23 protein-coding genes are annotated in these 22,705 nt (G+C 67.0%); 15 read left to right on the top strand and 8 right to left on the bottom strand.

Annotated elements, in window-relative coordinates:
• Positions 1 to 9 precede the first annotated feature (9 nt).
• The 5 genes from Q0982_RS18160 to Q0982_RS18140 all read left to right on the top strand — a co-directional run bounded on the left by Q0982_RS18160 (position 10) and on the right by Q0982_RS18140 (position 4,835).
• Positions 10 to 1,608, top strand: a complete 1,599-nt coding sequence (locus Q0982_RS18160; protein ID WP_299397819.1) for a PAS domain-containing hybrid sensor histidine kinase/response regulator — start codon at positions 10 to 12, stop codon at positions 1,606 to 1,608.
• Positions 1,609 to 1,703: 95 nt separating this feature from the next.
• Positions 1,704 to 2,474, top strand: coding sequence for an AzlC family ABC transporter permease (locus Q0982_RS18155; protein WP_299397904.1), 771 nt, complete (start codon positions 1,704 to 1,706; stop codon positions 2,472 to 2,474).
• Entirely contained in the window at positions 2,467 to 2,826 is a 360-nt protein-coding gene (locus Q0982_RS18150; protein ID WP_299397817.1) for an AzlD domain-containing protein, read from the top strand. Before Q0982_RS18155 ends, Q0982_RS18150 begins: the two co-directional genes overlap by 8 nt.
• Before the next feature lie 105 nt (positions 2,827 to 2,931).
• Complete coding sequence (locus Q0982_RS18145) at positions 2,932 to 4,128, top strand: cupin domain-containing protein (RefSeq protein ID WP_299397816.1); 1,197 nt, start codon at positions 2,932 to 2,934, stop codon at positions 4,126 to 4,128.
• An 80-nt stretch (positions 4,129 to 4,208) separates the two neighbouring features.
• Entirely contained in the window at positions 4,209 to 4,835 is a 627-nt protein-coding gene (locus tag Q0982_RS18140) for a LysE family translocator (RefSeq protein ID WP_299397814.1), read from the top strand.
• Between the two features lie 12 nt (positions 4,836 to 4,847).
• On the opposite strand, the gene Q0982_RS18135 is transcribed toward Q0982_RS18140, so the two are convergent.
• The 4 genes from Q0982_RS18135 to Q0982_RS18120 all read right to left on the bottom strand — a co-directional run bounded on the left by Q0982_RS18135 (position 4,848) and on the right by Q0982_RS18120 (position 11,161).
• Positions 4,848 to 5,141 (bottom strand): GYD domain-containing protein, encoded by a 294-nt coding sequence (locus Q0982_RS18135; RefSeq protein ID WP_299397813.1) that lies wholly within the window; start codon positions 5,139 to 5,141, stop codon positions 4,848 to 4,850.
• A 164-nt stretch (positions 5,142 to 5,305) separates the two neighbouring features.
• Positions 5,306 to 6,508, bottom strand: a complete 1,203-nt coding sequence (pgk, locus tag Q0982_RS18130; RefSeq protein ID WP_299397811.1) for a phosphoglycerate kinase — start codon at positions 6,506 to 6,508, stop codon at positions 5,306 to 5,308.
• 184 nt (positions 6,509 to 6,692) lie between these two features.
• Positions 6,693 to 9,857: an Ig-like domain-containing protein gene (locus Q0982_RS18125; RefSeq protein WP_299397810.1), complete on the bottom strand. Its 3,165-nt coding sequence runs from the start codon at positions 9,855 to 9,857 to the stop codon at positions 6,693 to 6,695.
• 458 nt (positions 9,858 to 10,315) lie between these two features.
• Positions 10,316 to 11,161, bottom strand: a complete 846-nt coding sequence (locus Q0982_RS18120) for a sterol desaturase family protein (protein WP_299397808.1) — start codon at positions 11,159 to 11,161, stop codon at positions 10,316 to 10,318.
• Positions 11,162 to 11,300: 139 nt separating this feature from the next.
• Between Q0982_RS18120 and Q0982_RS18115 the strand changes: the two genes are divergently transcribed.
• Complete coding sequence (locus Q0982_RS18115) at positions 11,301 to 11,885, top strand: TetR/AcrR family transcriptional regulator (protein ID WP_299397807.1); 585 nt, start codon at positions 11,301 to 11,303, stop codon at positions 11,883 to 11,885.
• 93 nt (positions 11,886 to 11,978) lie between these two features.
• On the opposite strand, the gene Q0982_RS18110 is transcribed toward Q0982_RS18115, so the two are convergent.
• A complete protein-coding gene (locus Q0982_RS18110; protein WP_299397805.1) occupies positions 11,979 to 12,428 on the bottom strand; it encodes a DUF695 domain-containing protein in 450 nt (149 codons plus the stop codon).
• Positions 12,429 to 12,639: 211 nt separating this feature from the next.
• Positions 12,640 to 13,092: a hypothetical protein gene (locus Q0982_RS18105; protein ID WP_299397804.1), complete on the bottom strand. Its 453-nt coding sequence runs from the start codon at positions 13,090 to 13,092 to the stop codon at positions 12,640 to 12,642.
• Between the two features lie 282 nt (positions 13,093 to 13,374).
• Between Q0982_RS18105 and Q0982_RS18100 the strand changes: the two genes are divergently transcribed.
• Positions 13,375 to 13,797 (top strand): NUDIX hydrolase, encoded by a 423-nt coding sequence (locus tag Q0982_RS18100; protein ID WP_299397802.1) that lies wholly within the window; start codon positions 13,375 to 13,377, stop codon positions 13,795 to 13,797.
• Positions 13,798 to 13,801: 4 nt separating this feature from the next.
• On the opposite strand, the gene Q0982_RS18095 is transcribed toward Q0982_RS18100, so the two are convergent.
• Complete coding sequence (locus Q0982_RS18095) at positions 13,802 to 14,827, bottom strand: GlxA family transcriptional regulator (RefSeq protein WP_299397801.1); 1,026 nt, start codon at positions 14,825 to 14,827, stop codon at positions 13,802 to 13,804.
• A gap of 72 nt (positions 14,828 to 14,899) precedes the next feature.
• On the opposite strand from Q0982_RS18095, the gene Q0982_RS18090 reads away from it, so the two are divergent.
• Entirely contained in the window at positions 14,900 to 15,475 is a 576-nt protein-coding gene (locus Q0982_RS18090) for a cysteine hydrolase family protein (RefSeq protein ID WP_299397799.1), read from the top strand.
• Positions 15,476 to 15,533: 58 nt separating this feature from the next.
• Here Q0982_RS18090 and Q0982_RS18085 read toward each other — a convergent pair whose 3' ends face one another.
• A complete protein-coding gene (locus Q0982_RS18085) occupies positions 15,534 to 16,040 on the bottom strand; it encodes a DUF427 domain-containing protein (RefSeq protein WP_299397798.1) in 507 nt (168 codons plus the stop codon).
• A gap of 145 nt (positions 16,041 to 16,185) precedes the next feature.
• Here Q0982_RS18085 and Q0982_RS18080 point away from each other — a divergent pair, with 145 nt between their 5' ends.
• The 7 genes from Q0982_RS18080 (at position 16,186) to Q0982_RS18050 (ending at position 22,600) form a co-directional block, all read left to right on the top strand.
• The gene (locus tag Q0982_RS18080; RefSeq protein ID WP_299397796.1) at positions 16,186 to 16,587 is read left to right on the top strand and encodes a hypothetical protein; all 402 of its coding nucleotides are present in this window, start codon (positions 16,186 to 16,188) and stop codon (positions 16,585 to 16,587) included.
• Positions 16,588 to 16,677: 90 nt separating this feature from the next.
• The gene (locus tag Q0982_RS18075) at positions 16,678 to 18,027 is read left to right on the top strand and encodes a tetratricopeptide repeat protein (protein WP_299397794.1); all 1,350 of its coding nucleotides are present in this window, start codon (positions 16,678 to 16,680) and stop codon (positions 18,025 to 18,027) included.
• Positions 18,028 to 18,091: 64 nt separating this feature from the next.
• Positions 18,092 to 18,586 carry an OsmC family protein gene (locus Q0982_RS18070; RefSeq protein WP_299397793.1) on the top strand — a complete coding sequence of 165 codons (495 nt, stop codon included), beginning with the start codon at positions 18,092 to 18,094 and terminating at the stop codon, positions 18,584 to 18,586.
• A gap of 189 nt (positions 18,587 to 18,775) precedes the next feature.
• Positions 18,776 to 19,924: an MlaE family lipid ABC transporter permease subunit gene (locus Q0982_RS18065; protein WP_299397791.1), complete on the top strand. Its 1,149-nt coding sequence runs from the start codon at positions 18,776 to 18,778 to the stop codon at positions 19,922 to 19,924.
• A gap of 4 nt (positions 19,925 to 19,928) precedes the next feature.
• On the top strand, positions 19,929 to 20,828 hold the full coding sequence (locus Q0982_RS18060; protein ID WP_299397790.1) for an ABC transporter ATP-binding protein: 900 nt from the start codon (positions 19,929 to 19,931) through the stop codon (positions 20,826 to 20,828).
• Positions 20,829 to 20,865: 37 nt separating this feature from the next.
• Positions 20,866 to 21,894 (top strand): MlaD family protein, encoded by a 1,029-nt coding sequence (locus Q0982_RS18055; RefSeq protein WP_299397788.1) that lies wholly within the window; start codon positions 20,866 to 20,868, stop codon positions 21,892 to 21,894.
• Positions 21,881 to 22,600, top strand: coding sequence for an ABC-type transport auxiliary lipoprotein family protein (locus tag Q0982_RS18050; protein WP_299397787.1), 720 nt, complete (start codon positions 21,881 to 21,883; stop codon positions 22,598 to 22,600). The genes Q0982_RS18055 and Q0982_RS18050 overlap by 14 nt, the downstream gene beginning before the upstream one ends.
• Positions 22,601 to 22,705 lie beyond the last annotated feature (105 nt).

Below are 22,705 nucleotides of genomic sequence, written 5' to 3'. Positions count from 1 at the left end.
GTTGAGCTGGTGAAGACCGACGCAGGCAAGCCGACAGTGGTCTCGCGCAGCGCCGAAGCGGGTGGGGCGGCCCAATCCGCTCACCAGGCGGCGCACCAGTCTGCTCATGCAGCAGCCCCGTCGCCTGCCGCCGGGCCGCTCGGCAGCGAAGACGAAAGCCTGGTCGCAATCCTGCAGCGCGATCTTCTGGACGACGGCCCGCCGACCTGCATCGTCGACGCCGAGGGCGCCATCACTTACGCCAACAAGGCCTTCGAACGCATCCGCGATGCACTGGCCGCGGCTGACGCCCTGCCCAACCAGTCGGCCCTGGGCGCCTGGTCCCAGGGGCCCGGCTCTTCTCCCGTGGCGGTCAGCCAGGAACACAAGCTGATCCTCGACGGGCGCACCGAATACTTCCGCGCCAAGCGACGCGCGATCCGCGGCGCCGACGGCAGCCTGAAAGCGACCGCCCTGGTCTATGAACCGACCACCAAGCTGAAGGCGACGGCAACGGCGCTGGTTCAGGCCACGACCCGTCTCGACGACACGACGCGCCTAGTCTCCGACTGGGTCTGGGAGACCGACCGCGACCTCGTGCTCACCTTCGTCTCGCCGCGGGTGCACGATGCGCTGGGCTACCATCCCCGCGAGCTGATCGGCCGCGCGCTGACCGAACTGCCGGTGGAGCGCTCGATCAAGCTGACGGGCCTCGTCACCTCGCCGCAACACGCTCCCTTCCGCGACATCGAGGTGGAGGTCCTCAACAAGGAGGGCGCCCGCCTGCTGTTCCGCCTCAACGGCCTGCCGGTCTACTGCCCGGACAGCGGCGCCTTCCTCGGCTACCGCGGCACGGCGGAGAACGTCACCGCGCTGCGCCAGCGCGAGGACGCGCTGATCAGCGCCAAGGAAAGCGCCGAACTGGCCAACCGCGCCAAGACCGAGTTCCTGGCCAACATGAGCCACGAACTGCGCACGCCTCTGAACGCCGTCATCGGCTTCTCGGAGATCATGGAGAGCGAACTGCTGGGGCCCCTGGGCAGCAGCCAGTACAAGAGCTATGCCGCCGACATTCACGAGAGCGCGCAACACCTGCTGACGCTCATCAACGACATCCTGGATGTCGCCAAGATCGAGGCCGGCGCCCACGAGCTGCGCGAAGAGGTGATCGACCCGCGCGACATCATCGGTGCGGTGCGCCGCCTGGTGGCCGAGCGCGCCAAGCGCGCCGAGCAGACCCTGGAAGTCAGCCTGCCGGACGATCTGCCGCGCCTGCGGGCCGACGAGCGCAAACTGAAACAGGTTCTGTTGAACCTGCTGTCCAACGCCATCAAGTTCACGCCGCAGGAAGGCACCATCGAGCTCGCCGCCCGCCGTGACCCGGACGGCAGCTTCGTCTTCCAGGTCAGCGACACAGGCATCGGCATTGCCGAGGACGACATCCCGCGCGCCTTCGCGCCCTTCGAACAGGTCGACAGCCGTCTGAACCGGCAGTTCGAGGGCACCGGCCTGGGTCTGCCGCTGTCGGCCGGCTTCGTGAAGCTGCACGGCGGCCGCCTGGACCTGGAAAGCGAGCCGGGCGTCGGCACCAAGGCCATCGTGCGCCTGCCGCCCGAGCGGGTGCTTTAAGCCTCCGGCTGCCCTGCGCGGCCCGCAGGGCTCCTATGCAAGCGAACATTTCCTGCTGACGCCGCCGCGGCGCGGGCGTTAGCCTTTTGACCACCATGCCTAACAGCGACGCCACGGGCGAAGATGTCACGGGCGAAACCGCCCGGCCCGGAGGGTTCGGTTCGCCGCGCGGAGCCGCCCTGACCGGGCTGCGCGAGGCCGTTGGGGTGCCGGCCCTGGTGCTCGGCGCCTCCTACCTGGGCTTCGGGGCGCTGATCCAGGGTGCCGGGCTGACGGTCTGGCACGGCCTGTTCTCCACCTTCACCGGCTGGGCCCTGCCCGGCCAGATCATCCTGGTGGAACTCTACAGCCTCGGCGCCGGGTTGCTGGTGGTCGCCGCCGCCGTGGCCATGACCAACGCGCGGCTGCTGCCCATGACCGTCGCGCTGATGCCCTACCTGCGCGCACCGGGCACGCCGCGCTGGCACTATTACCTCTTCGCCCACTATGTGGCGGTGACGGGCTGGGCGGCTGCCATGCGGCGCTGCCCCTCCTTGCCGGAGGATCAACGCCTGCCCTACTTCGCCGGTTTCGCGGTGGCGCTCTGGGCCATGTGCCTGGTCACAACGGCGGTCGGGTTCTTCCTGTCGGACCTGCTGCCGGGCTATGTCACCCTGGGCCTGGTCTTCCTCAACCCGATCTACTTCATGCTCGTCTTTGTCGCCGACGCAAAGCACCGGGCGCGCATTCTGGCGCTGGCCATCGGCGCCCTGGCCGGGCCGTTGATGCACATGGTCTCCGCCGACTGGGGCCTGCTGCTGACCGGCGTGCTTGCCGGCAGCCTGGCCTTCTTCGGCGACCGCCTGTGGAGCCGGCGCCATGTCTGAAGCGGCGCTGATGGACAATGCCTTCTGGCCCGTCGTCCTGATGGTCGCCGGCGCCCTGGTGACTTACTTCTGGCGCGCCCTGGGCGTTGCGCTCTCCGGGCGCATCGATGCCGGCAGCCCGCTCTTCGAATGGGTGGCCTGTGTCGCCTATGCCATGCTGGCCGGCCTCATCGCCCGCATGATCGTCCTGCCCAACGGGCCGCTGGCCGAGACCGCCGCCGCCGACCGCATCGCCGCGGCCGTGATCGCGCTGGCGATCTTCTTCCTCGCCCGGCGCAACATCGGCCTGGGCGTGGCCGCCGGCGCCGGCGCACTGGTGCTGATGACCCTGGGCCGCAGCTGGCTGCTGTAGCCCGGTTTTTGATGGCGCCGGCTTTGATGGTACGGCTTTGAGGGCGTTGGCTCTTTGGTGTATCACCCCCTTGTTGTATGACGGGGGACGGCAACGAGGACACTTATGAGCGATCTTCTGGACGGCTTCCTGGATCCCCTGGGGCGGGAGACCTTCTTCGGCGACGTCTTCGGCAAGACGCACCGGCATTTCCCCGGAACGCCGGAGCGTACAGCCGAAATCATGACCCTGGCGCGGCTGAACGAGCTCATGTCCATGACCTCGGTCTGGACGCCGGAGACCATGAAGCTCTATCTCGACCTGCAGCCGGTCGCCACCGCCGACTACTGCGCCCGCGTGCCGGCGATGCAGGGCGGCAGCGCCCTGCGCCCCGATCCGGACAAGGTGCAGGACTGGATCGCCAAGGGCGCCTCGGTCATCCTCAATGACATCGACGCCCTGGCGCCCGGCGTGCGCGCGCTCGCCAACGATCTGCAGAGCGCGACCGGCGGGCGCAGTCAGGCGAACCTCTATTTCTCCATGCACCAGCACAAGGCCTTCGGCCCGCACTGCGACGTGCACGAGGTCTTCGCCATCCACTGCGCCGGCGAGAAGACCTGGAACATCTACGAGGCCCGCGACGAAGCGCCGGTGAACCACCCGGCCTTCAAACCCTCCGACGAGGAGCGGGCGCGCCGCGCCGGCAAGGTGGTCGCCCAGGTGGAGATGAAGCCGGGCGACCTGCTCTACATTCCCCGCGGGCTCTACCACGACGCCCTGGCCTCCGAGAACGGCGCCATTCACATCGCTTTCGGCGTGACGCTGCCCAAGCCCCTCGACCTGCTGCCGATCATCTGGGACGCGGCCATCCAGGACCCCTGGATGCGAGGCGACCTGCCCCGCGCGATGGACGCCGCGGCGCTGAAGGAAACCCTGGCACGCATGGGCGAGACCATCGCCGGCGCCCTCAATTCCGACGGTGCCCGCGAAGTGGCGGCCAAGGCCATCGAGACCTGGCCCTATGCGTTCAAGGGCTACGACCTGGAAGGTCTGGTGGCGGCGGAGCCGGAAACGCCCGCCACCGAAGAAGGCGGCTACCGGGTCAGCAAACAGGTGAAGGTGACCCGCCACAACGGCAAGCCCTATCTCTCCGACGGCAAGCAGCAGGTGGAGATCCCCTCCGATGTCGCCCAGCAGGTCAGTTTCATCATGACGCGCGAGCGCGTCACCGAGGCGGCGCTGCAGGCCGAGTTCCCGGAAATGAGCGAAGCCGCCGTCGCCGAACTGTTCCGCAACATGAAGCAGATGCGCGTCATCGCGTGACCGCTTGCGCGGCCGTGCGGGCCATGCTGTGCTGCGCGCAAAAGCCAAACGGAACAAAACCACACTGAACGCGCGGCCTCATGATCGACCAAGCAACACTGATCACCTATCTGGCCATCCTGCTGGGCTTTGTCTTCATCCCCGGCCCCGCCGTCCTGCTGACGCTGGCCCGGGCCAGCACCGGCGGCACCCGGGTCGGCCTGGCGACGGGCCTGGGGATTGCCGCAGGCGACATCATTCACACCCTGATGGCGGTGATCGGCATTTCTGCCATCATCCTGGCCTCGGCGTTTCTCTTTACCCTCGTCAAGTACCTGGGCGCGGCCTATCTGGTCTACCTCGGCATCCGCGCGATCCTGGAAAAGGTCGACTTCAGCCAGCCGGCGGCTGCTACGGCGCTGAGCCCGAAGGCCGCCTTTCGCCAGGCCGTCCTGGCCGAGGTGCTGAACCCCAAGTCCGCCCTCTTCTTTCTCGCCTTCCTGCCGCAGTTCGTGAAGCCGGAAAACGGCGCGGTCTCGCTGCAGCTTGTTGTTCTGGGCGTGCTCTTCGTGCTGATGGGGCTGGTGAGCACGGTGGCGGTGGCGCTCGGTGCCGGCAGCCTCAGCACCTTCCTGCGCCGCAACCCGCTGGTCCTGCGCTGGCAGGGCAAGGTGGTGGGCACCATCTACTGCGCCCTCGGCGTCCGCCTCGCCCTCCAGGAAAAGTAGCGCCGCGGCGGCTTACGGCAGGCCGCCGACGATGCCGCGGAACTGCTCCTCCGGGAAAGCGCGCAGGGTCGTGGTGCGCACATTGCCCAGGGAGTTCAGGGTCAGGGTGAACTTGGCCGCCGCCTCGGCATCGGGAAACTCGGAAAAGGCGACGATGTCATAGCCGCCCATGGTGAGATAGAGCTCCCCCAACTCGCCGCCGAGCTTTTTCGCCAACAGGCGCACGCCGTCGACGCGCTTGGGGGCATCCTTGATCGCCTTGATGCCCTGGTCGGTGTAGGTCACGAGTGAGATAAAGGTCGCCATCTGCCTGCTCCTCGCTGTGCTGCATCGTTGATCTCTTGCAGCCCGCAGAGCAAAGCGCGGCACAGCCGCGCCGGGTCCTGCGGCGGGTCCCCGTCGCAGAGGATAGCACATCAGCGGGAAGCGGGGCGCCGAGGCGAGGGCGCAGAGGCGTCCGCGCGGAAGTGTCAGGCGGCATCCTCCAGCGCCTTGACCCCCGGCAAGGTCTTGCCCTCCAGCCATTCCAGGAAGGCGCCGCCGGCGGTGGAGACGTAGGAGAAGTCGTCCAGCACCCCGGCGTGAGCCAGCGCCGCGACGGTATCGCCGCCGCCGGCGACGGAGAGCAGCTTGCCCTCCCCGGTCAGCGCCGCTGCCGCCCGCGCCACCGTGTTGGTGGCGGAGTCGAAGGGCGGCACCTCGAAGCAGCCGAGCGGACCGTTCCAGACCAGCGTGGCACAGTCGCCGAGGCGCCGCGCCAGGTGCTCCGCCGTAGCCGGGCCGAGGTCGAGGATCATCTGGCCCGCCGGCACGGCCTTGACCGAGACCACCTCGGTCGCCGTTCCCTCTGACAGCGCGCCCGCGACCACCACATCGGTGGGCAGCACGACATCGCAGCCGGCCTCCTTGGCCTTGGCGAGGATCTCTTTGGCGGTCTCGGCCATCTCGTGCTCACAGAGCGAGCGGCCGACATCGACGCCGACGGCATTGAGGAAGGTGTTGGCCATACCGCCGCCGATCACCAGCATGTCGACCCGCGAGACCAGGTTGCCCAGCAGGTCAAGCTTGGTGGAGATCTTGGCGCCGCCAACCACGGCGGCCAGGGGTCGCTTGGGCTGCTCCAGCGCCGAGGCCAGGTGCTCCAGTTCCGCCTGCATCAGCCGCCCGGCCGCCGCCGGCAGGCGCCGGGCCAGCCCCTCGGTGGAGGCATGGGCGCGGTGGGCGGCGGAGAAGGCGTCGTTGACGTAGAGGTCGCCGAGGCTCGCCAGGTCGTCGGCGAAAGCGGCCTCATTGGCCTCTTCCCCGCCGTGAAAGCGCAGGTTCTCCAGCAGCAGCACGCCGCCGCTCTCCAACTCGCCCAGCGCAGCCCGCGGTTCCGGCCCCACGCAGTCCCTGGCAAAGCCGACCGAGGTGCCGCCGAGGACGGCCCCCACCACCGGCGCCAGGGGAGCCAGCGACATCTCCGCCACCGGCTTGCCCTTGGGCCGGCCGAAGTGGGACAGCAGCAGCACCTTCGCCCCTGCCGCGGTCAGGTCGCGGATCGTCGGCGCCGCCCGTTCGATGCGCGTGAGGTCCGTCACCTTGCCGTCGGCCATGGGCACGTTGAAGTCGACGCGCAGCAGCACGGCCTTGCCGGCCACGTCCAGATCGTCCAGGGTCTTGAAAGCGGGCATGGGGGGGGAACCTCGCGCGGTTAGGGGGGTCCGAACACTCGCGCCGGAGTGTTGCCAAAGCCGCCTTCGGGCGCAAGAGGAACCGAACGGCGGACCGGCTGATTCAGTCGCCCCTACCCGTCCCGACTAGCGATCTCTTCCAGGGTCTCGCATCAGAGGGCCTGCAATCGGACGCCCGCGATCGTCACACGAACTCGATTTCCATCCTGATGAAGTCGAGGACGGAGGTGTCCTTGAAGGTCAGGCTGGTGCTGTCATCGAAGGCGAAGACCAGGTCGCCGCCCTGGCGGTCCAGGTGGCCGAGCATGTCAAGCTTGCTGTCGATGCCGTCGATGTCCAGGCGCAGGGTGTCCTCCTCGCCGAAGAAGGAGAACCATGACGTCTCGAAATCCTCGATGACATCGTGGCCGCTGAGGGCACCGAACACGAAGGTGTCCTCACCGTCGCCGCCGCGGGCCGTATCGTCGCCGGCGCCGCCGTCGATGAGGTCGTCGTCACGCCCGCCGTTCAGGCGGTCGTTGCCGTCGCCGCCCAGCAGCGTGTCCTCGCCCCGGTTGCCGCGCAGCCGGTCGTTGCCGTCGCCGCCCGCGACTTCGTCGTCGCCCCGGCCGCCGACCAGGGTGTCGTTCCCTTCATTGCCGAAAAGGAAGTCGTCCCCCGCCAGGCCGCGCAGCAGGTCGTCGCCCGCCCCGCCGCGCAGCAACTCGCCCTCGGCCGTTCCTTCCTCCGTCAGCGGCAGATCGATCGGCTCGTCGGCAGCCTGGAAGTTGAAGGAGGAGGTATCGCCGCTGTCGAAGCCGATCACCGGGTTGCCGTCGGCATCGACGAAAGCGCCGGTGTCGAACTCCACTGCATAGCGCCCGCCCGGCATGAGAAAGGCCGAAGGGGTCACCACGACCGCGCTGCCGTCGAAGACGACAAAGCGCGGATCGGTGATGTCGATCTCTCGGGTATCCGCGGGGTCGTCGCGGTTGACGAAGCGCAGAGACCCCGCGCCGGCAAAAACGTCCTCGGTGAAGCTGAAGGTGATACTGGATTGAATGGAGACGTCGCGTCCGTTGTCGGCCGGCGTAGTGCTGACCAGATAGGGTTCCGGATCGCTGGTGAAGTCGACGACCTGGGGTTCGTAGACGCTGCCCTCCGTGCGATAGCCCAGGCGCCCGTCGGAGTTGGAGCCGAAGGTGTAGACATCGCCGTTGTCCGCCACGGCGATGATGGAGTTGGGACCGCTGGCGATCTCGACGATGGTCACGTCGTCCAGGCCGCTGATAAGAGTCGGGAAGAAGGTGCCATCGCTTTCCGCCGCGGGATCGCCGTCCAGCCCCCCGGTAGGACCTTCGTCGTTCGGCCCCCAGGCATAGACGTCGCCGTCCTCGGTCAGCGCGATCACCCAGCGGGCACCGGCCTGCACATCGATGATGGTGCCGGGCAGCCCCTGGATCTTGGTCGGCTCCAGGACGTCGGCCGTATCCGGCGTAAAGGTGCCGTCGCCGTTATCGCTGCCGATGCCGAGCTGGCCGAAGCGGTTCTCGCCCCAACCGTAGACCTCGCCGTCTGCGGTCACGGCGAAGGAGGTCTTGGTGTCGGCGGTGATCGAAACCACGTTGGCCGGCAGGCCCTCGACCCTAAGCGGCGAAAGGATTTCGCGGATCGGCTCGCCGTTCTCGTCCAATCCCTCCGGCGCGCCGATCTGGCCATCGGTGTTGGAGCCGAAGCCGTAGACATCGCCATCGGCCGTCAGGACGAGAGTATGGGACGTGCCGGAGGACACAGCGATGATGGTTTCGTCGGAGAGGGCCGCGACCTCGGTCGGAGCGTCCCGGTGGTCTTCGTCGCCGAGGCCGAGTTGGCCGTTGGAATTCTGACCCCAGGCGTAAAGCGTTCCCTGGTCGTCCACGGCATAAGACGCCCCGTTGCCGTTCTCGATGAGGACGATGTTGGCATCGTCCAGCGCCTCAAGCTTTTTCGGGATCAGTTGATCCTCATCGTCGCCGTGGCCGAGGCGCCCGAAGTTGCCGAAGCCCCAGGTGTAGACGTCGCCATCGTCTGTGAGGAAAGAGCTGTGCACCAGCCCGGCGGAAACCGAGGCGATGGTGCCCTCGAAGCCTTCCGGCAGCGTCACCTCCACCGGCGTCTTGATATCGTAACCTTTGACGCCGATCCCAAGCTGCGCGACCACGTTCTCGCCGCTCGCATAGAGCGTGTTCGTGTCCTTGTCGAGGAAGAGCGAGAAGTGGTTGCCGCCGCCGACGGTGGTGACGGTCTGAGGCACGGTCTCTTCGTAGGTCGAGAGCGCGCGCGGGCGGTCCACGGCCGGATCGTCCAGACCGGAAGTCAGAATGACCGTCTCGGCTGCGTCCAGGTAATCGCCGTCGCCGTTCAGATCGGTCAGGGTCACGACATGTTCGTCCGCCGTCAGGGTAACGTTGCCGTCCTCGTCGGTTTCGATGTTGAAGCCGACGAACATGTCGTAACCCTCCGGCAGGGCCGAGGCGTTCCAGACTTCCACCGCCTCCTCGGCGGCGTCGATATCGTTGGAGCCGTTAAGGTCGGTCAAACGATAGACGACGGGCCGGGCACCAGGATCGGAGAGGTCGGGGAACCAGGTGAGAGTCAGCAGGCTGTCCCCCTGGACGGCGGCGCTGATGTCGACCGGCGCCCCGAAGTTCATGGCATCGGTGATAAAAGGCGTCACTTCGTCGGGGGAAATGCTGCCGTTGCCGTCGAGGTCTTCGATGCGGTGGATGATGTCCACCACCGATCCGCCGGTCAGGTCGTTCACGTAGGCCACTTCGCCGTCGAAAACGATATCGAAGGGAACCGCCGCAGACCCCAGGGCGCCGCCGCCGGCCAGTTGGATCGTCTGAAGATCGAGCCAGACGGTGGCCTCCCCCGCGTCGTTGGCATCGCCGTCCCCGTTCAGGTCCTCGGTGCGGTAGACCACATCGTCGGGGCTGGAGGTCACGCCCGCATTGGTGATGTAGATGGCGCCGTCCGGGCCTTCGGCGATCCCGTTGGGGGTAACCAGCGCCAGCCCTTCGGCATTGTCGGCATCGAACCACACCGCCGCCTCGCCGGCGTCGTTGGCATCGCCGTCGCGGTTGAGATCGCGCAGGCGGTAGACCGCATCGGTGTTGCCGTCACCAACGAAGACCGACTTGTCGCTCGTTTGCTCGACCGTGAAGATGTTGTTGGTGGGTGTCGCCAGCCCGGAAGCATTGCTGCCGTCGAAGAACACCCGCCGCTCGCCGGGATCGAGGGCGTCGCCGTCGAAGTTCTCATCGGTCAGAAGAAAGAGGGCATCGGCACGCTGATCGCCGAGGAGGATGCCGGACTTCGTTCGCTGCATGGATCGGGTTCCAATTCGGATCGAGAGCAGGGGCGGCAGCCAAGGCGCAGGCAGACGTCAGCGCCTGCAGCCTTTGCGTTCGCAGTGGTGGCGGACGCCTGCGGGACTGCCGAAAGAGTCAGGTTGTCGGAGCGGTTTAGGGGCCGGATTGCCCTAAGGGCCGGCCGGTGGCGCCGTGGGCCAGGACCGACGAATTCGGAGGTGCCCGGCAGCGGCGCCCACTTGGACTAGGCGGGCGGCAAGGCCCTTCGCGCCCGACCGCGCGTGGGATCCGCCATGCGGTTCACCGGTGGATCGACGAACGGACGCCCTCATGTCGCGGCTCTCCCCTTGGCGCGGATCATCCTGATGTCCGGACGGTATTGCAACTAAGAATCATTTGCAACATATAAAGGGACGGCGCTCCACGGCTTTCGGAACGTCGCGCGCCGCCACCAACAGCTGCGAGGAGCCATCCGCTAAGCAGGTGGCCGCCAGCCGGGGCGGCGGAAGAGGTAGCCGCGCACCTCGGCAAAGCTGCGGGCGGACGCCAGATCGCGGAACAGGGCGGGATACTCGGAGAACCAGACCTTCAGCGGGTTCACGGAGTCGAAGTCGCGGGCCAGACCGTAGCGCGGCCGCTCCTCCTCCGCCTGATAGCTGCCGAACATCCGGTCCCAGACGATCAGGATGCCGCCGTAATTCTTGTCGAGGTACTTGGGGTCGCAGCCGTGGTGTACGCGATGATTGGCCGGCGTGTTGAAGATGCGGTCCAGCGGGCCGAGCCTGCCGATCATCTCGGTATGGATCCAGGTCTGGTAGACTAGAACGGCGACCTGGGCACCCAGCACCGCCAGGGGATGAAAGCCGATCAGGATCAGCGGCAGATGCATGACGGCGGCCCAGGCGCTTTCGAAGGGGCCGAAGCGAAAGGCGACGGCGGTGTTCATATGGCGGGCCGAATGGTGCACGGCGTGGGAGAGCCAGAGCAGGCGCACCTGATGCGCAAGGCGGTGCTCCCAGTAGTAGACGAAGTCGGCGGCGATCAGCACCAGAACCAGGGTGAAGACCGTCACCGGGATCTGCAGCGGCGTGACCACTTCGTAGAGCGTGAAGTAGGCGATCACCGTGGCGGTGGCGAAAAGCAGTTCCCCCGCCAGATAGGGGATCTGGGTCGAGAGGCTGGCCAGGGTCTCCAGCAGGCGGCGGCCAGTCTGCTGCCGGCGGATCAGATCGCGCAGGATTTCGATGCTGAGCAGGGCCACGCCAATCAGCAGCGAGAGCCCGTCCATCTGTGCAATCCAGCCTTCGATCTGATCAACCACGGCGACGGTCCCCTTTGCCCTTGAGTTGGAACGGTGAGCGGGCGCAGGCTTGGCAGGCGCCGCTTGATTATCTAGCCTGACAATCAATTGGGAAGCAGCAATAAATTGTCAAGCCTGATAATAAACTGAGGAGTCGAGCATGGCCCGGCCACGGGTGACCGAGGCACGCCGCGAAGAGATTCTGGAGGCCTTTGCACGCTGCGTGGCGCGCGACGGCGTAGAGGGCGCGTCGCTGCAGAAGGTGGCCGACGAGGCCGGACTGGCCCGGGCCCTGCTGCGCCACCACGTCGGCAACCGCGAGGAGTTGATCCTGGCCCTGGCCGAGCGCTTCTGCCGCCAGAGCCTTGCGGAGATGGCCGAACTGGTAGCCGCGCTGCCGGAGAAGAAGCGCCTGGAGACCTTTATCGCCGCCCTCTTCGCGCCCGGCTACGCCAGCTCCGGCGAGGACCTGCAGGTGGGGGCCGCCCTCGTCAATGCCGCGGAGAGCCGCGCAGAGCTGCGCGAGCGCCTGCGTGCGTGGTACGATGCCTTCGAAAAGATCGTCACCGAAGAGTTGGGCCGGGCTTATCCAAAAGCGAAGCGGGGCGCTCGGGCCGAGGTCGCCAGCGGCATCGTCGGCATGGCCTTCTCCGCCGACTCCCTGACCCCTCTGGGCGACGGCAAGGCGCTCTTCCCCCGCTCACAACGGGCCGCCCTGCGTCTGGCGGCGACGCTCGGGGATTAGGGGACCATTGCCCGGTTACACCCAAGGAAGCGGCCGAGCCCACGACGCGCAGACCACGGGAACGAAAAGTGCCGGTACCGAGGATTGCAGAGACTATCGAGTGTCGACGGTGCGCAGGATTTCGTCTCGCAGAAACGCCCAAGTTCCATCTGGTCTGGCGGTGACCTCGATCGGATAGGGCTGTTCCACTTGAGGCATTTCATTTAGTCGCCGGGTGCAGGCCTGAACATCGTTTGTGTAGAACACCCACTGCTTGGCCCCGTCAAACGTAAGCACCGCGGTCAGAACAGCTAGGGCGTCTTGTTCCCAGGCGGCGCAAAGCCTGTCCTCGAAGACTCTCAGTTCTTCAAACAGTTGATCACTTGGCATTGCCGCTGAGCCTTGCTCGGCATAGGGCCAAACCACCTGAATCAACGTGGGATGGCTGTCACCATCTCCCGGCTGCAGAACAGGCACCCGCCACCGCAGGAGACCGGGCCCCTGCTTCTTTTCCACGGCGATGCCTTTCCATTCGTCGCGCTCAATCAGGCTGGCAACGTCCATGGTCATGCCTCAAATTCAACCAGATTCAATCTTCCCAGGATCTCGACAGTTCGCAAGACGCTCTGTCAAAACCCGCTCCACACTTCCAGGGCCCAGGTGAAGGCGCCCACAACCAAACTGCACATCGTCGCTATGCCAGTCTTAACCGACTCTTGACTCCCCTGACCGACAGCAAGGCGCTGTTCGCCCGCTCCCGCCGTGCCGCCCGCGCTCACCGCAGTCGATCAAGGACCTCTTGCAAGGAGTCGTGCAAAGACCGCTTCTGGTCTTCGGTCATGCCGGTAGCGCCCTTCTCGACAATGGCCGAAAGAATGGAAGCGGCCGCCTCGCCGCGCTTTTCCGGTGCCATCGCCGGCAGCATCATGCCGATGCAGTGGGGCATCATCGACTTCAGCATCATCTCAGGCATTTGCGACATGTGCTGCGCCGGGCCGCCCTGCATCGTCTGCGGCGCCTCGCCAGCACTCTGTTTCTCCTCGGCGCCTCCCGCCGCGCCGCCGGACATCATGCCCATCATCATGGGCATCATCTCCTTCATATCGAGGCCCTCGGTCATCTTGCCCATCATGGCGGCACACATTTCCTTTTTCTCTTTCGCGTCCATGCCGCCGAAGCACTGCTCCATCATCGATTTCATCATGGCCTGGCGTTCGCCCTGATCCATCGCTCCGTCCTCCGCTTTGGTGCGGCCTTTCTGGTTCCCCGCGACCGAGCCGCCACGCTGCACCCTGCCTGGTGAAGCTAGTGCGAAACGCGCGCCCGCGCTCTGACCTCGGTCAATCCACGCGGGAACGATTCCCTGAAAGCCTGCCCCGGTGAGGCCTGCTTCGAAATTCTTTGGACACCCGGCGACAGCAATCGGCTAGGCTCCCAACGGCGGCGGGGCGCAGGGGGACCTTGGGGTGCCCATGGGATGCCCCTGGGGTGCCCTCAGGATGCAACGTGTATGTCGAAAAAAGCCTTCAAGAAGCAATGCGCAGTCCTCGCCTATCGGCTGAGCAAGCGCGGCCCGAAGATCGCCCTGGTCACCTCGCTGGAAACGCGGCGCTGGGTGCTGCCGAAGGGCAATCTGGTCAATGGCCTTTCCGCCCGCGAGTCAGCGGCGCTGGAGGCCTTCGAGGAAGCCGGGCTGGAAGGCACCATGGCCAAGCGCAGCTGCGGCAGCTACGACTACGAAAAGACGGAGCTGAAGGGCGGCGCGCTCTGCCGGGTCAGTGTCTATCCCATGGCGGTGACACGTGTGAAGCGCAACTGGCCGGAAAAGGCGCTGCGCCAACGCAAGTGGATGAGCATCGAGAAAGCCGTTGCGGCCGTCGGTGAGGCGGAGCTTAAGACGCTGATCGCCCGCTTCGGCAAGACGCTGAAGTAGCGCTTCAGCGCACGGCGAAGCGCCGCCGGTAGTCGCCGGGCGTCAACCCCATCACCTTGTGAAAGACCTTGCGGAAGGCGGCGGGATCTTCGTAGCCGACCTCCCAGGCGATGCGGCCGAACGGCAGGGACGACAGCTCCAGCAGCTCGCGCGCCTTGCCGACGCGCAGGCGCTGCAGGTAGGCGGTGGGGTTCAGCCCGGTCGCCTTCTGGAAGCGGCGCAGGAAGGTGCGCTCGCTCAGGCCCGCCGCCGCTGCCATCGCCGCCAGCGACATCGCATCCTGGTAGCTTTTGTGCAGCCAGTGCTGGGCTTTCAGGACCGCCTCATCGCCGTGCTGCAGGCGCGGCGCGAAGGTGCTGTAGAAACGCTGTTCGCGGCCGCCGGGGTCGACCAGAAAGAAACGCGCCACCTCCAGCATCGCCGAAGGACCGAGGAAGCGGTCGACGATCCGCAGGCCGAGATCGACCCAGGCCATGACGCCGCCGGCGGTGATCACGTCCCCGTCCTCGACGATCAACTTCTCGGTCTCCAGCCCGACCTCGGGAAAGAGGGCGGCAAAATCGTCGTGCAGGGCCCAGTGGGTGGTGGCCCCGCGCCCGTTCAGCAGGCCGGCCTGGGCCAGAAGAAAGGCGCCGGCGCAGACCGAACAGGCGACGGCGCCGCCGTTATGCTGGGCCGTCAGCCAGGCGCGCAGGGCAACGGCCGGGGTTTCGCCGGGACGGGTCTCCAAGCTCGGTGGCAGGATGAAACAGGCCAACTGCGCCGGCACGCCTTCTCCGCTCGCGTAAAAGCGTTCCACCGCGCCAGACCCCTCCGTCAGATGCCAGTGGCTGACGCGCAGAAAAACAGGCTCCCGCCCCGGCGCGCTACCGATCCGCTCCGCAATCCGGTTCGCCGTGAGGAACAGGTCGGTGAGGCCGTGCACGGCGGAGAGCTGCGCACCGGGATACTGCAGGACGCCGATGTCGACGGGTGCCGGCTTCTCAGGGGTTTTTGTCAGTTTTGCCTCGCGATTTGTCGTTTCCGCCAATTTCGATCCTGGCAGGCGATCCCTACCTTGTCGAGCATCGCAACCCCAAGGGACGCAAAAGGAGACGCCCTCATGACCGAAGCCAACACCAAAACCGCCCTGCTGGTGATCGACCTGCAGAACGACTACTTCCCCGGCGGCAAGTGGACCTGCGAAGGCATCGAGGCTGCCACCGCGAACGCCGCGCGGCTGATCGCGGCGGCCCGCGCGGCCGGCGACCTCGTCGTCCATATCCGCCACGAGTTCACGAGCAGCGAGGCCCCCTTCTTCGCGCCGGGAACGCCGGGCGCCGAGATCCACTCCGACGTCACACCGGCAGAGGGGGCCACCGTCATCCTGAAGCACTACGTCAACAGCTTTCGGGACACAGATCTGAAATCCATTCTCGAGCAGCACGGCATCGAGGAGGTGGTGATCTGCGGCGCCATGAGTCACCTCTGCATCGACGGCGCGACCCGCGCCGCCGACGACTTCGGCTACCGCTGCACCGTGGTCCATGATGCCTGCGCATCACGGGACCTGGAGTTCAACGGTGTCCGCGTGCCGGCGGCCCAGGTGCATGCCGCCTTTATGGCCGCCCTCTCCGCCGCCTATGCCAAGGTGGTGTCCACCGACGCGCATCTGGAGAGTGCAGCCGAGGCCGCCTGACGGCCGTGAAAGTACGGCCCTGAGCAGATGGCCCCAAGAGTGCTGCCCCGGACCTGCGCTACCAGCCGCGGGTTCCGGGGCCGCCCTTGAAGGGACCGACGATGTCGGCGGTGCGCCAGCCGCCGTAGAAGTCGCCTTCCTGCGGGACAACGCGCTCGCCGTCGACGAAGCAGGCCTCGACCCGGCCGGCATAGAAGCAGAGATGATCCTTCAGAGCCTCGTAGGGGCGCCAGGGCTCCGCATAGCTCCAGGCCGCCGCCTCGCTGACCCGGCCGCTCACCTGGATCGACCAATAGGCCGCCTGGCCCTTGAACTCGCAGATGGATCGGCCCGGCGCGGGCACCAGCAGATCCCGGCGCAGATCCTCCGGCGGGATGTAATAGCTCGGCGGGTGGCTGGTCTCGAGAATGCGCAGAGCGCGCCGGGTCTCGGCGATAACCGTGTCGGCGAAGACCACCTTCAGGTGCCGGCCCGTCGGCTCCAGACGCGGCGGACGCGGATAGTCCCAGACCGACTCCTGGCCGGGGCCGGGCACGATACGGTCCTTGGGTCTTGGATCGAACATGTCTCTGACATAGGGCCGTAGCGGGCAACGGAAAGGCTGCCGGGCCTCCGCTGCCGGTGTCACTGCCCACAGGCGACCTTGCCAAAGGCAATCGGCCTTGCGAAATCAGAGGGACACTTGAATTGCGGCTGTGACGAGGTCTGTTTTGCAAAACCCCGCTGACGAAGACCGTGACCTGCAGGCAAGGCTGCGCCGGGTGCTGACCGCCTGCGCGGCCACGGGTGAGACCCCTGCCTATCGCGATCTCGCCCAGCGCGCGGCGGTTCCCGGACCGCACGGCATTCACCGTCTGACCCTGGCACTGGAGGCGATGATCCGCGAAGACCACGCCGCCGGCCGCCCGCTGCTGGCGGCCCTTGCGGTCGGACGCGCACAAAGAGGGCCCGACGGCCGCGCCCTGCCCGGCCGCGGTTTCTTTCATTTGCTGGCCGAACTCGGCCGCTACGACGGACCCGATCATGGCCCGGCAGCGGCGGCCTGCCATGCGGACGAAGTGCAGCGGGCGCAGGCCTATTGGGGGTCGCGCGGATCATCTGGCGGGACTTAAGAGATTTCCGGGTCGGGGTTTTCCGGGTTTGGCGAAACCGGCCCGCGGGCGCTATCGTGGCGCCGCCGCACCGCTCCAGCGGGAGACCCCATGACGATGCAGCACGACAGGAGAGGCCTGCCGCAGGCCGCCGCCAGCGCCGCGGCGATGCAGGCCTTCGATGCCACGGTGGAAGCCTACATGGCCTTCGAGCGTCAGACCGGCGACCGCCTGAAGGAGACGCTCGGCCTGGACCCCACCATGCCGATGGCGCTCTGCCTGAAAGGCTGCTTCCTGCTGCTGTTCTGCAAGCGCGCGCTGGTGCCGCCGGCGGCCAAGGCCCTGGCCGCCGCCCGCGAAGCCGCCAACGAGCGTGCCGTCAGCCCCCGCGAAATGCACCACATGGCGGCCCTGCAGCAGTGGCTGGACGGCGACCTGCAAGCCGCCGCCGCGACCTGGGACGGCATCCTGATCGATCACCCCCACGACCTGGTCGCCCTGCGCATGGCGCAGTACCTGCACTTCTATCTCGGGGACGCCGTCGCCCTGCGCAACTCGGTGGCCCGCCCGCTGCACGCCTGGAGCGACGCCGTGCCGGGCTATGGCTATGTGCTGGGCATCAAGGCCTTCGCCCTGGAGGAGTGCGGCGACTATGCCGCGGCGGAGCGCGCGGGCCGCGCCGCTATAGAGCGCAACCGCGCCGACATCTGGGCCGCCCACGCGGTCGCCCATGTGATGGAGATGCAGGATCGCCCGGAGGACGGGATCGCCTGGGTCAGCAGCCTGGAAGACGCCTGGGAGGGCTGCCACAACTTCACCTATCATGTGCACTGGCACCGTTCCCTCTTCCGGCTGGAGCTTGGCGACCACAACGGCGTGCTGAAGGACTACGACACCAAGGTGCGGGCCGACCGCTCCGACGAGTTTCTCGACGTGATCAACGCCATCGCCCTGCTGTGGCGCCTGGAGCAGCGCGGCGTCGAGGTCGGCGACCGCTGGGAGGAGCTGAGCCAGGTCTGCCGCGACCTCAGCGAAGACCATCGCATGGTCTTCGGCGATGCCCACTACATCATGGCGCTGGCCGCCGGCGGCGACGCAGCGGCCATCGAGACCGCGCTGGCCAGTCTGCAGCGCTTCGGCGAAGGCCACGGCAGCGAAGAGGCGGTCGCCCGCGCGATCGCGCTGCCCCTGGCCCGGGCCGCCGTCGCCCACCGCCAGGGGCGGTATGGCGCCGCCATCGAGGCCCTGCTGCCCCACCGCGCGGCGCTGCACCGCCTGGGCGGCAGCCGGGCGCAGCGCGACCTCTTCGAGCAGCTTCTGATCGACGCGGCGCTGAAGGACGGCCGCAGCGGTCTCGCCAAGGCGCTGCTGTCGGAACGAGCGCTGCAGCGCCCGGGTAATCCCTGGAACGCGGCCATGGCGAAGGCCGCCCGGGAGGCTGCATCCCTGCAGCCGGTCTAGACCTCGCACATAACGCGCCATCGGCATCATGTCCGTAATGCAGCCCCTTCGAAAGGAGCCCCCAATGCCCCGCGGCAAGGATCACCACTACGCACTCAACCTCACCTGGACAGGCGCCGCCGCCGGCCCGACCAGCCATTACAAGAGCTATTCGCGGGAATACCGCGTTGATTTCGAAGGAAAACCCTCGATAACCGGGTCTTCGGACCCAGCCTTTCTGGGCGATCCAAAGCTGCACAATCCCGAGGATCTGCTGCTGGTGGCGCTGTCGTCCTGCCACATGCTGTCCTACCTGGCGCTCGCCGCCCTGGAAGGGATCGAGGTGCTGGCCTACGAAGACAGCGCCCAGGGCACCATGCAGCAGCAGGGGCGCGGCGGCCGCTTCACCGACGTGCTGCTGCGCCCGCGCGTGGTCCTGGCCCCCGGCAGCGATCTGACCCGCGGCGAGTCCCTGCACGAGGACGCCAACCAAACCTGTTTCATCGCCAACTCGGTCAACTTCCCCGTGCGTCACGAGGCGGTCGTAACCTGTCAGAGCCAGCCGGCATCGGTTCCGTGATCCTGATTCGGAAGACAAAGCAGGCAAAATAGCTATTATTTCACCAGCCTTTAGGGTGAAATGACGGCCCGAGCAGCGGCGGGGCGGCAGGCCGGAGTGCTTCCGGCAGCCGTCCGGGCGATTCCCCCTGGCAGGAGGCATGCGGGGCGCTGGCACGGACAGCGGGGTGAGAACGGTGAGGGCAGCAGCGTGAGCGCGGCAGAGGAACTGCTGGCGGCCTCGTCCCTGGAGGTCGTCCGCGACGGCCCGCGCCTGATTCTGCGTTTCATCGGCGACTGGACTACCGGAGAGCTGGCCAAGCACGACCCCGCCCTGCGCTCGCTCGACTCCCAAGGCGCCCAGCAGGCGGTGCTCGACCTCACCCACTGCGGCACCGTCGACAGTGCCGGGGCCTGGGTTCTGGACCGTACAGCCGGCGATCTGAAGGAGCGCGGTCTGGTGGTGGAGGTGGCCGGCGCCGCGCCGGCGGTGGAGACCCTGATGGGGACCGTGGCGGCGCGGCGCGTCAAGTGCCCGCCGGCCCCCAAAGCGGACAATCCGCTGGTCGCGGTGGCGGTCCGCCTCGGCCGGGAGACTCTGCGCATCAGCCGCGAGGCGGCGGACCTGCTGTCCTTCCTCGGCCTCACCGTCACCGTGATGGCGCGCACCCTGGCCCGGCCCTGGCGCATCCGGCTGACGCCGCTGATCAGCCAGATGGAGCAGACCGGCTTCAACGCCCTGCCCATCGTCGGGCTGATTTCCTTTCTGGTCGGCGTTGTCCTGGCCTACCAGGGGGCAGACCAGCTGGCCCAGTTCGGCGCCCAGATCTTCACGGTGAACCTGGTCGCCGTCGGCATCCTGCGCGAAATGGGTATCCTGCTGACCTCCATCATCGTCGCCGGGCGTTCCGGCAGCGCCTTCACCGCGCAGATCGGCACCATGAAGGTGAACGAGGAGATCGACGCCATGCGGACCCTCGGCCTCGATCCCATGGAGGTGCTGGTCATGCCGCGGGTCATCGCCCTGGTGCTGGTGCTGCCCCTGCTGACCTTCTATGCCGACATCATGGGGCTGCTGGGCGGCGCGGTGATGGCGACCATCGTCCTCGACATCACCTTCTTCCAGTTCGCCCGCCAGCTCGCCGATGCGGTGACGGTGGAAACCCTGGCCGTCGGCATCATCAAGGCCCCCTTCTTCGCCTTCATCATCGGCATGATCGGCTGCTACGAAGGCCTTCAGGTGACCCGCAGCGCGGAATCCGTCGGCCAGCAGACCACCCGGGCGGTGGTCGAGGCGATCTTCCTGGTGATCGTGCTCGATGCACTGCTGTCGATCTTCTTCTCGGTGATCGGGTTCTAGGGCCATGACTGATGCCACGGGCATGCCGCCGCCGGACAACGGCGGCCAGACAAATGGCCAGGGCGCCGGTAATCCGGGCACGAACGGGGCCGGTGACGCAGGCCGCGCCGAAGTGCCGCCGATCCTCACCATCACCGGGCTGCGCACCCAGTTCGGCACCTCGGTCATTCACGACAATCTGGATTTCAGCGTTCAGCCCGGAGAGGTCATGGGCGTGGTCGGCGGCTCCGGCACCGGCAAGTCGGTCCTGATCCGCACCATCATCGGCCTCAACAAGCCCACGGCCGGCCGCATCGCCGTCTTCGGGCGCGACCTCGCCAGCCTGAGCGCAGCGGAAACGACCGCCATGCAGTCACGCTGGGGCGTGCTGTTCCAGGACGGCGCCCTCTTCTCCTCGCTCACCGTCGCGCAGAACATCGAGGTGCCGATGAAGGAGCACAGCGACCTGCCGCCCGAGCTGCGCCAGGAGCTGATCGACGTGAAGGTCTCCATGGTCGGCCTGCCGCCGGATGCCGCCCACAAGTATCCGGCCGAGCTCTCCGGCGGCATGCGCAAGCGCGCCGGCCTGGCGCGCGCCCTGGCGCTGGATGCCGACATCCTTTTCCTCGACGAGCCGACCGCCGGGCTCGACCCGATCGGCGCGGCCAACTTCGACATTCTGATCGGCGACCTGCAGCGCGCCCTGGGGCTGACCGTCGTGATGGTGACTCACGACCTGGACTCGCTCTATGCGATCTGCGACCGGGTTTCCGTGCTGGTCGACAAACGTGTTAAGGTGGGGACCATCGAAGAGCTCATGCATGAGCCGGACCCCTGGATTCAAGAGTACTTCGGCGGTCCGCGCGGCCGGGCCGCCGCAGGCAGTGCAGAGCGCAGCGGCACGGCGCCGCAGAGCGCCGGCTGACCGCGCAGGACACTGAGGATGGGGGACTGAGGGCTTCATGGAGACACGCGCCAATTACATCATGGTCGGGCTCTTCGTGCTGCTGCTCGCCTTCGGCCTGCTGGGCTTCGTCCTCTGGCTGGCGAAGTTTCAGTTCGAGCAGGAGTTCGCCCGTTACGACATTGTGTTCGAAAGCGCGGTTACCGGCGTCAAGGAAGGCAGCGCGGTGCGCTATCAGGGCGTGCGCGTCGGCGAGGTGATCCGTGTCGATCTGGACGAGGACCGCCCGACGGCGATCCGCGTGCGCATCGAGGTGGAAAAGCGCACCCCCGTGCGCGCCGACAGCAAGGCGACCCTGGAACTGGAAGGACTGACCGGCGGACGCTACGTCCTGCTCACCGGCGGCTCGCCGGAAGCCGCACCGCTGGAGCCGCCGGAGGGCCGTAACCTCGCCGAAATCCCACCCGGCGTTTCCTCTTTCGAAGAGGTTCTGGAAGGTGCACCGGAGGTCCTGGAGAACGTCAATCTGCTGCTGCGCCGTGCCCAACTCCTGCTCAGCGACACCAACCTCAGAAACATCGAGCAGCTCATCGCAAACCTGAGCGCCGTCACCGGCGCCGTCGCCAAGAACAGCGACAACATCGATCAACTGATCGCCGATGCCGCGCTGACCATGGAAAACCTCCGCGATGCGACCGGCAGCCTGGAGGCCATGGCCGGCTCGCTGGAGTCCAACGTCGGGGAGCTGACCGAGCGCGCCGGCACCACGCTGGAGAGCTTCGAGTCCATGGCCGGCTCCATCGACCGCGAGGTCACCCTGACCAGCGCCGACGCCCGCGACCTCATCCAGAGCCTGCAGGTCACGGCGGACAACCTGGCCGATGCCTCCACCCAGTTGGAAGCCATGATCGCGGAGAACCGCGAGCCGATCCGCGATTTCGCCAACACCGGCCTCTATGAACTCACCAACCTGCTGACCGAGGCGCGCGATCTCATCGTGGTGCTCAACCGCGTCACCACCGAGGTCCAGAGAGACCCGGCCCGTTTCATTTTCGGAGATCAACAGCAAGGCTATGAAGCACAATAGATCCGACATCGACGGGGCGCCGGCGGCGGGCGAGGCCGCCAGCGGCCTGCGCCGACGCCGCGTTCTGGGTGGCCTGGCCGCGCTGCCGGTCGTTGCCCTGGCGCCGGGCTGCAGCCTCCAGGTTCCGGGCCAGGGGCCGCCGCCGGAGCTTTTCCGGCTGTCGCCCAAGAGCACCTTCCGCGAGGACCTGCCGGAGGCAAGATGGCAGCTGATCCTGGAGCCGCCGGTGGCCAATGCGGGGCTCAACACCACGCGCATCGCCCTGCAGCGCACGCCCACTTCCATCGAGTACTACGCCCGTTCCGGCTGGGCGGACCGGGCGCCGCTGATGGTGCAGACCCTGATGATCGAGTCTTTCGAGAACACCCGCAAGATCGTCTCGATCGGCCGCGAGTCGGTCGGCCTGCGCGCCGACTTCGTGCTGAAGAGCGAACTGCGGGAGTTTCAGGCCGTTTACTACAACAACGGCAACCCGCAGGCCCTGGTTGCCATGAACGTGAAACTGGTGCAGCTGCCGCGCCGGTCGATCGTTGCCTCCCGCTCCTTCGAGCATCGCGTGGAGTCCGGCGAGGACCAGCTGCGCAGTATCATCGAGGCCTTCGACGAGGCGCTCGGCCGGGTGTTGCGGCAGATGGTGGAATGGACCCTGATCGAAGGCGATAACGCCATCAACCGCGGCCGTCCGCGCCTCAAGCCGGAAAGCTAGCAGCCCTAAACCGCAGGGTTGAAATCGCTTCGGATCTGCTACGCCAAGGCTTAACGCACTTGGTAAACGAAAGCTTGTCTTTAGGAAAAATCAAACCTTTTCCCC

The sequence above is a fragment of the Pelagibius sp. genome (assembly GCF_028281305.1).
Taxonomy (GTDB): domain Bacteria; phylum Pseudomonadota; class Alphaproteobacteria; order Kiloniellales; family Kiloniellaceae; genus Pelagibius.
This window is presented reverse-complemented; position numbering and strand designations above follow the sequence as displayed.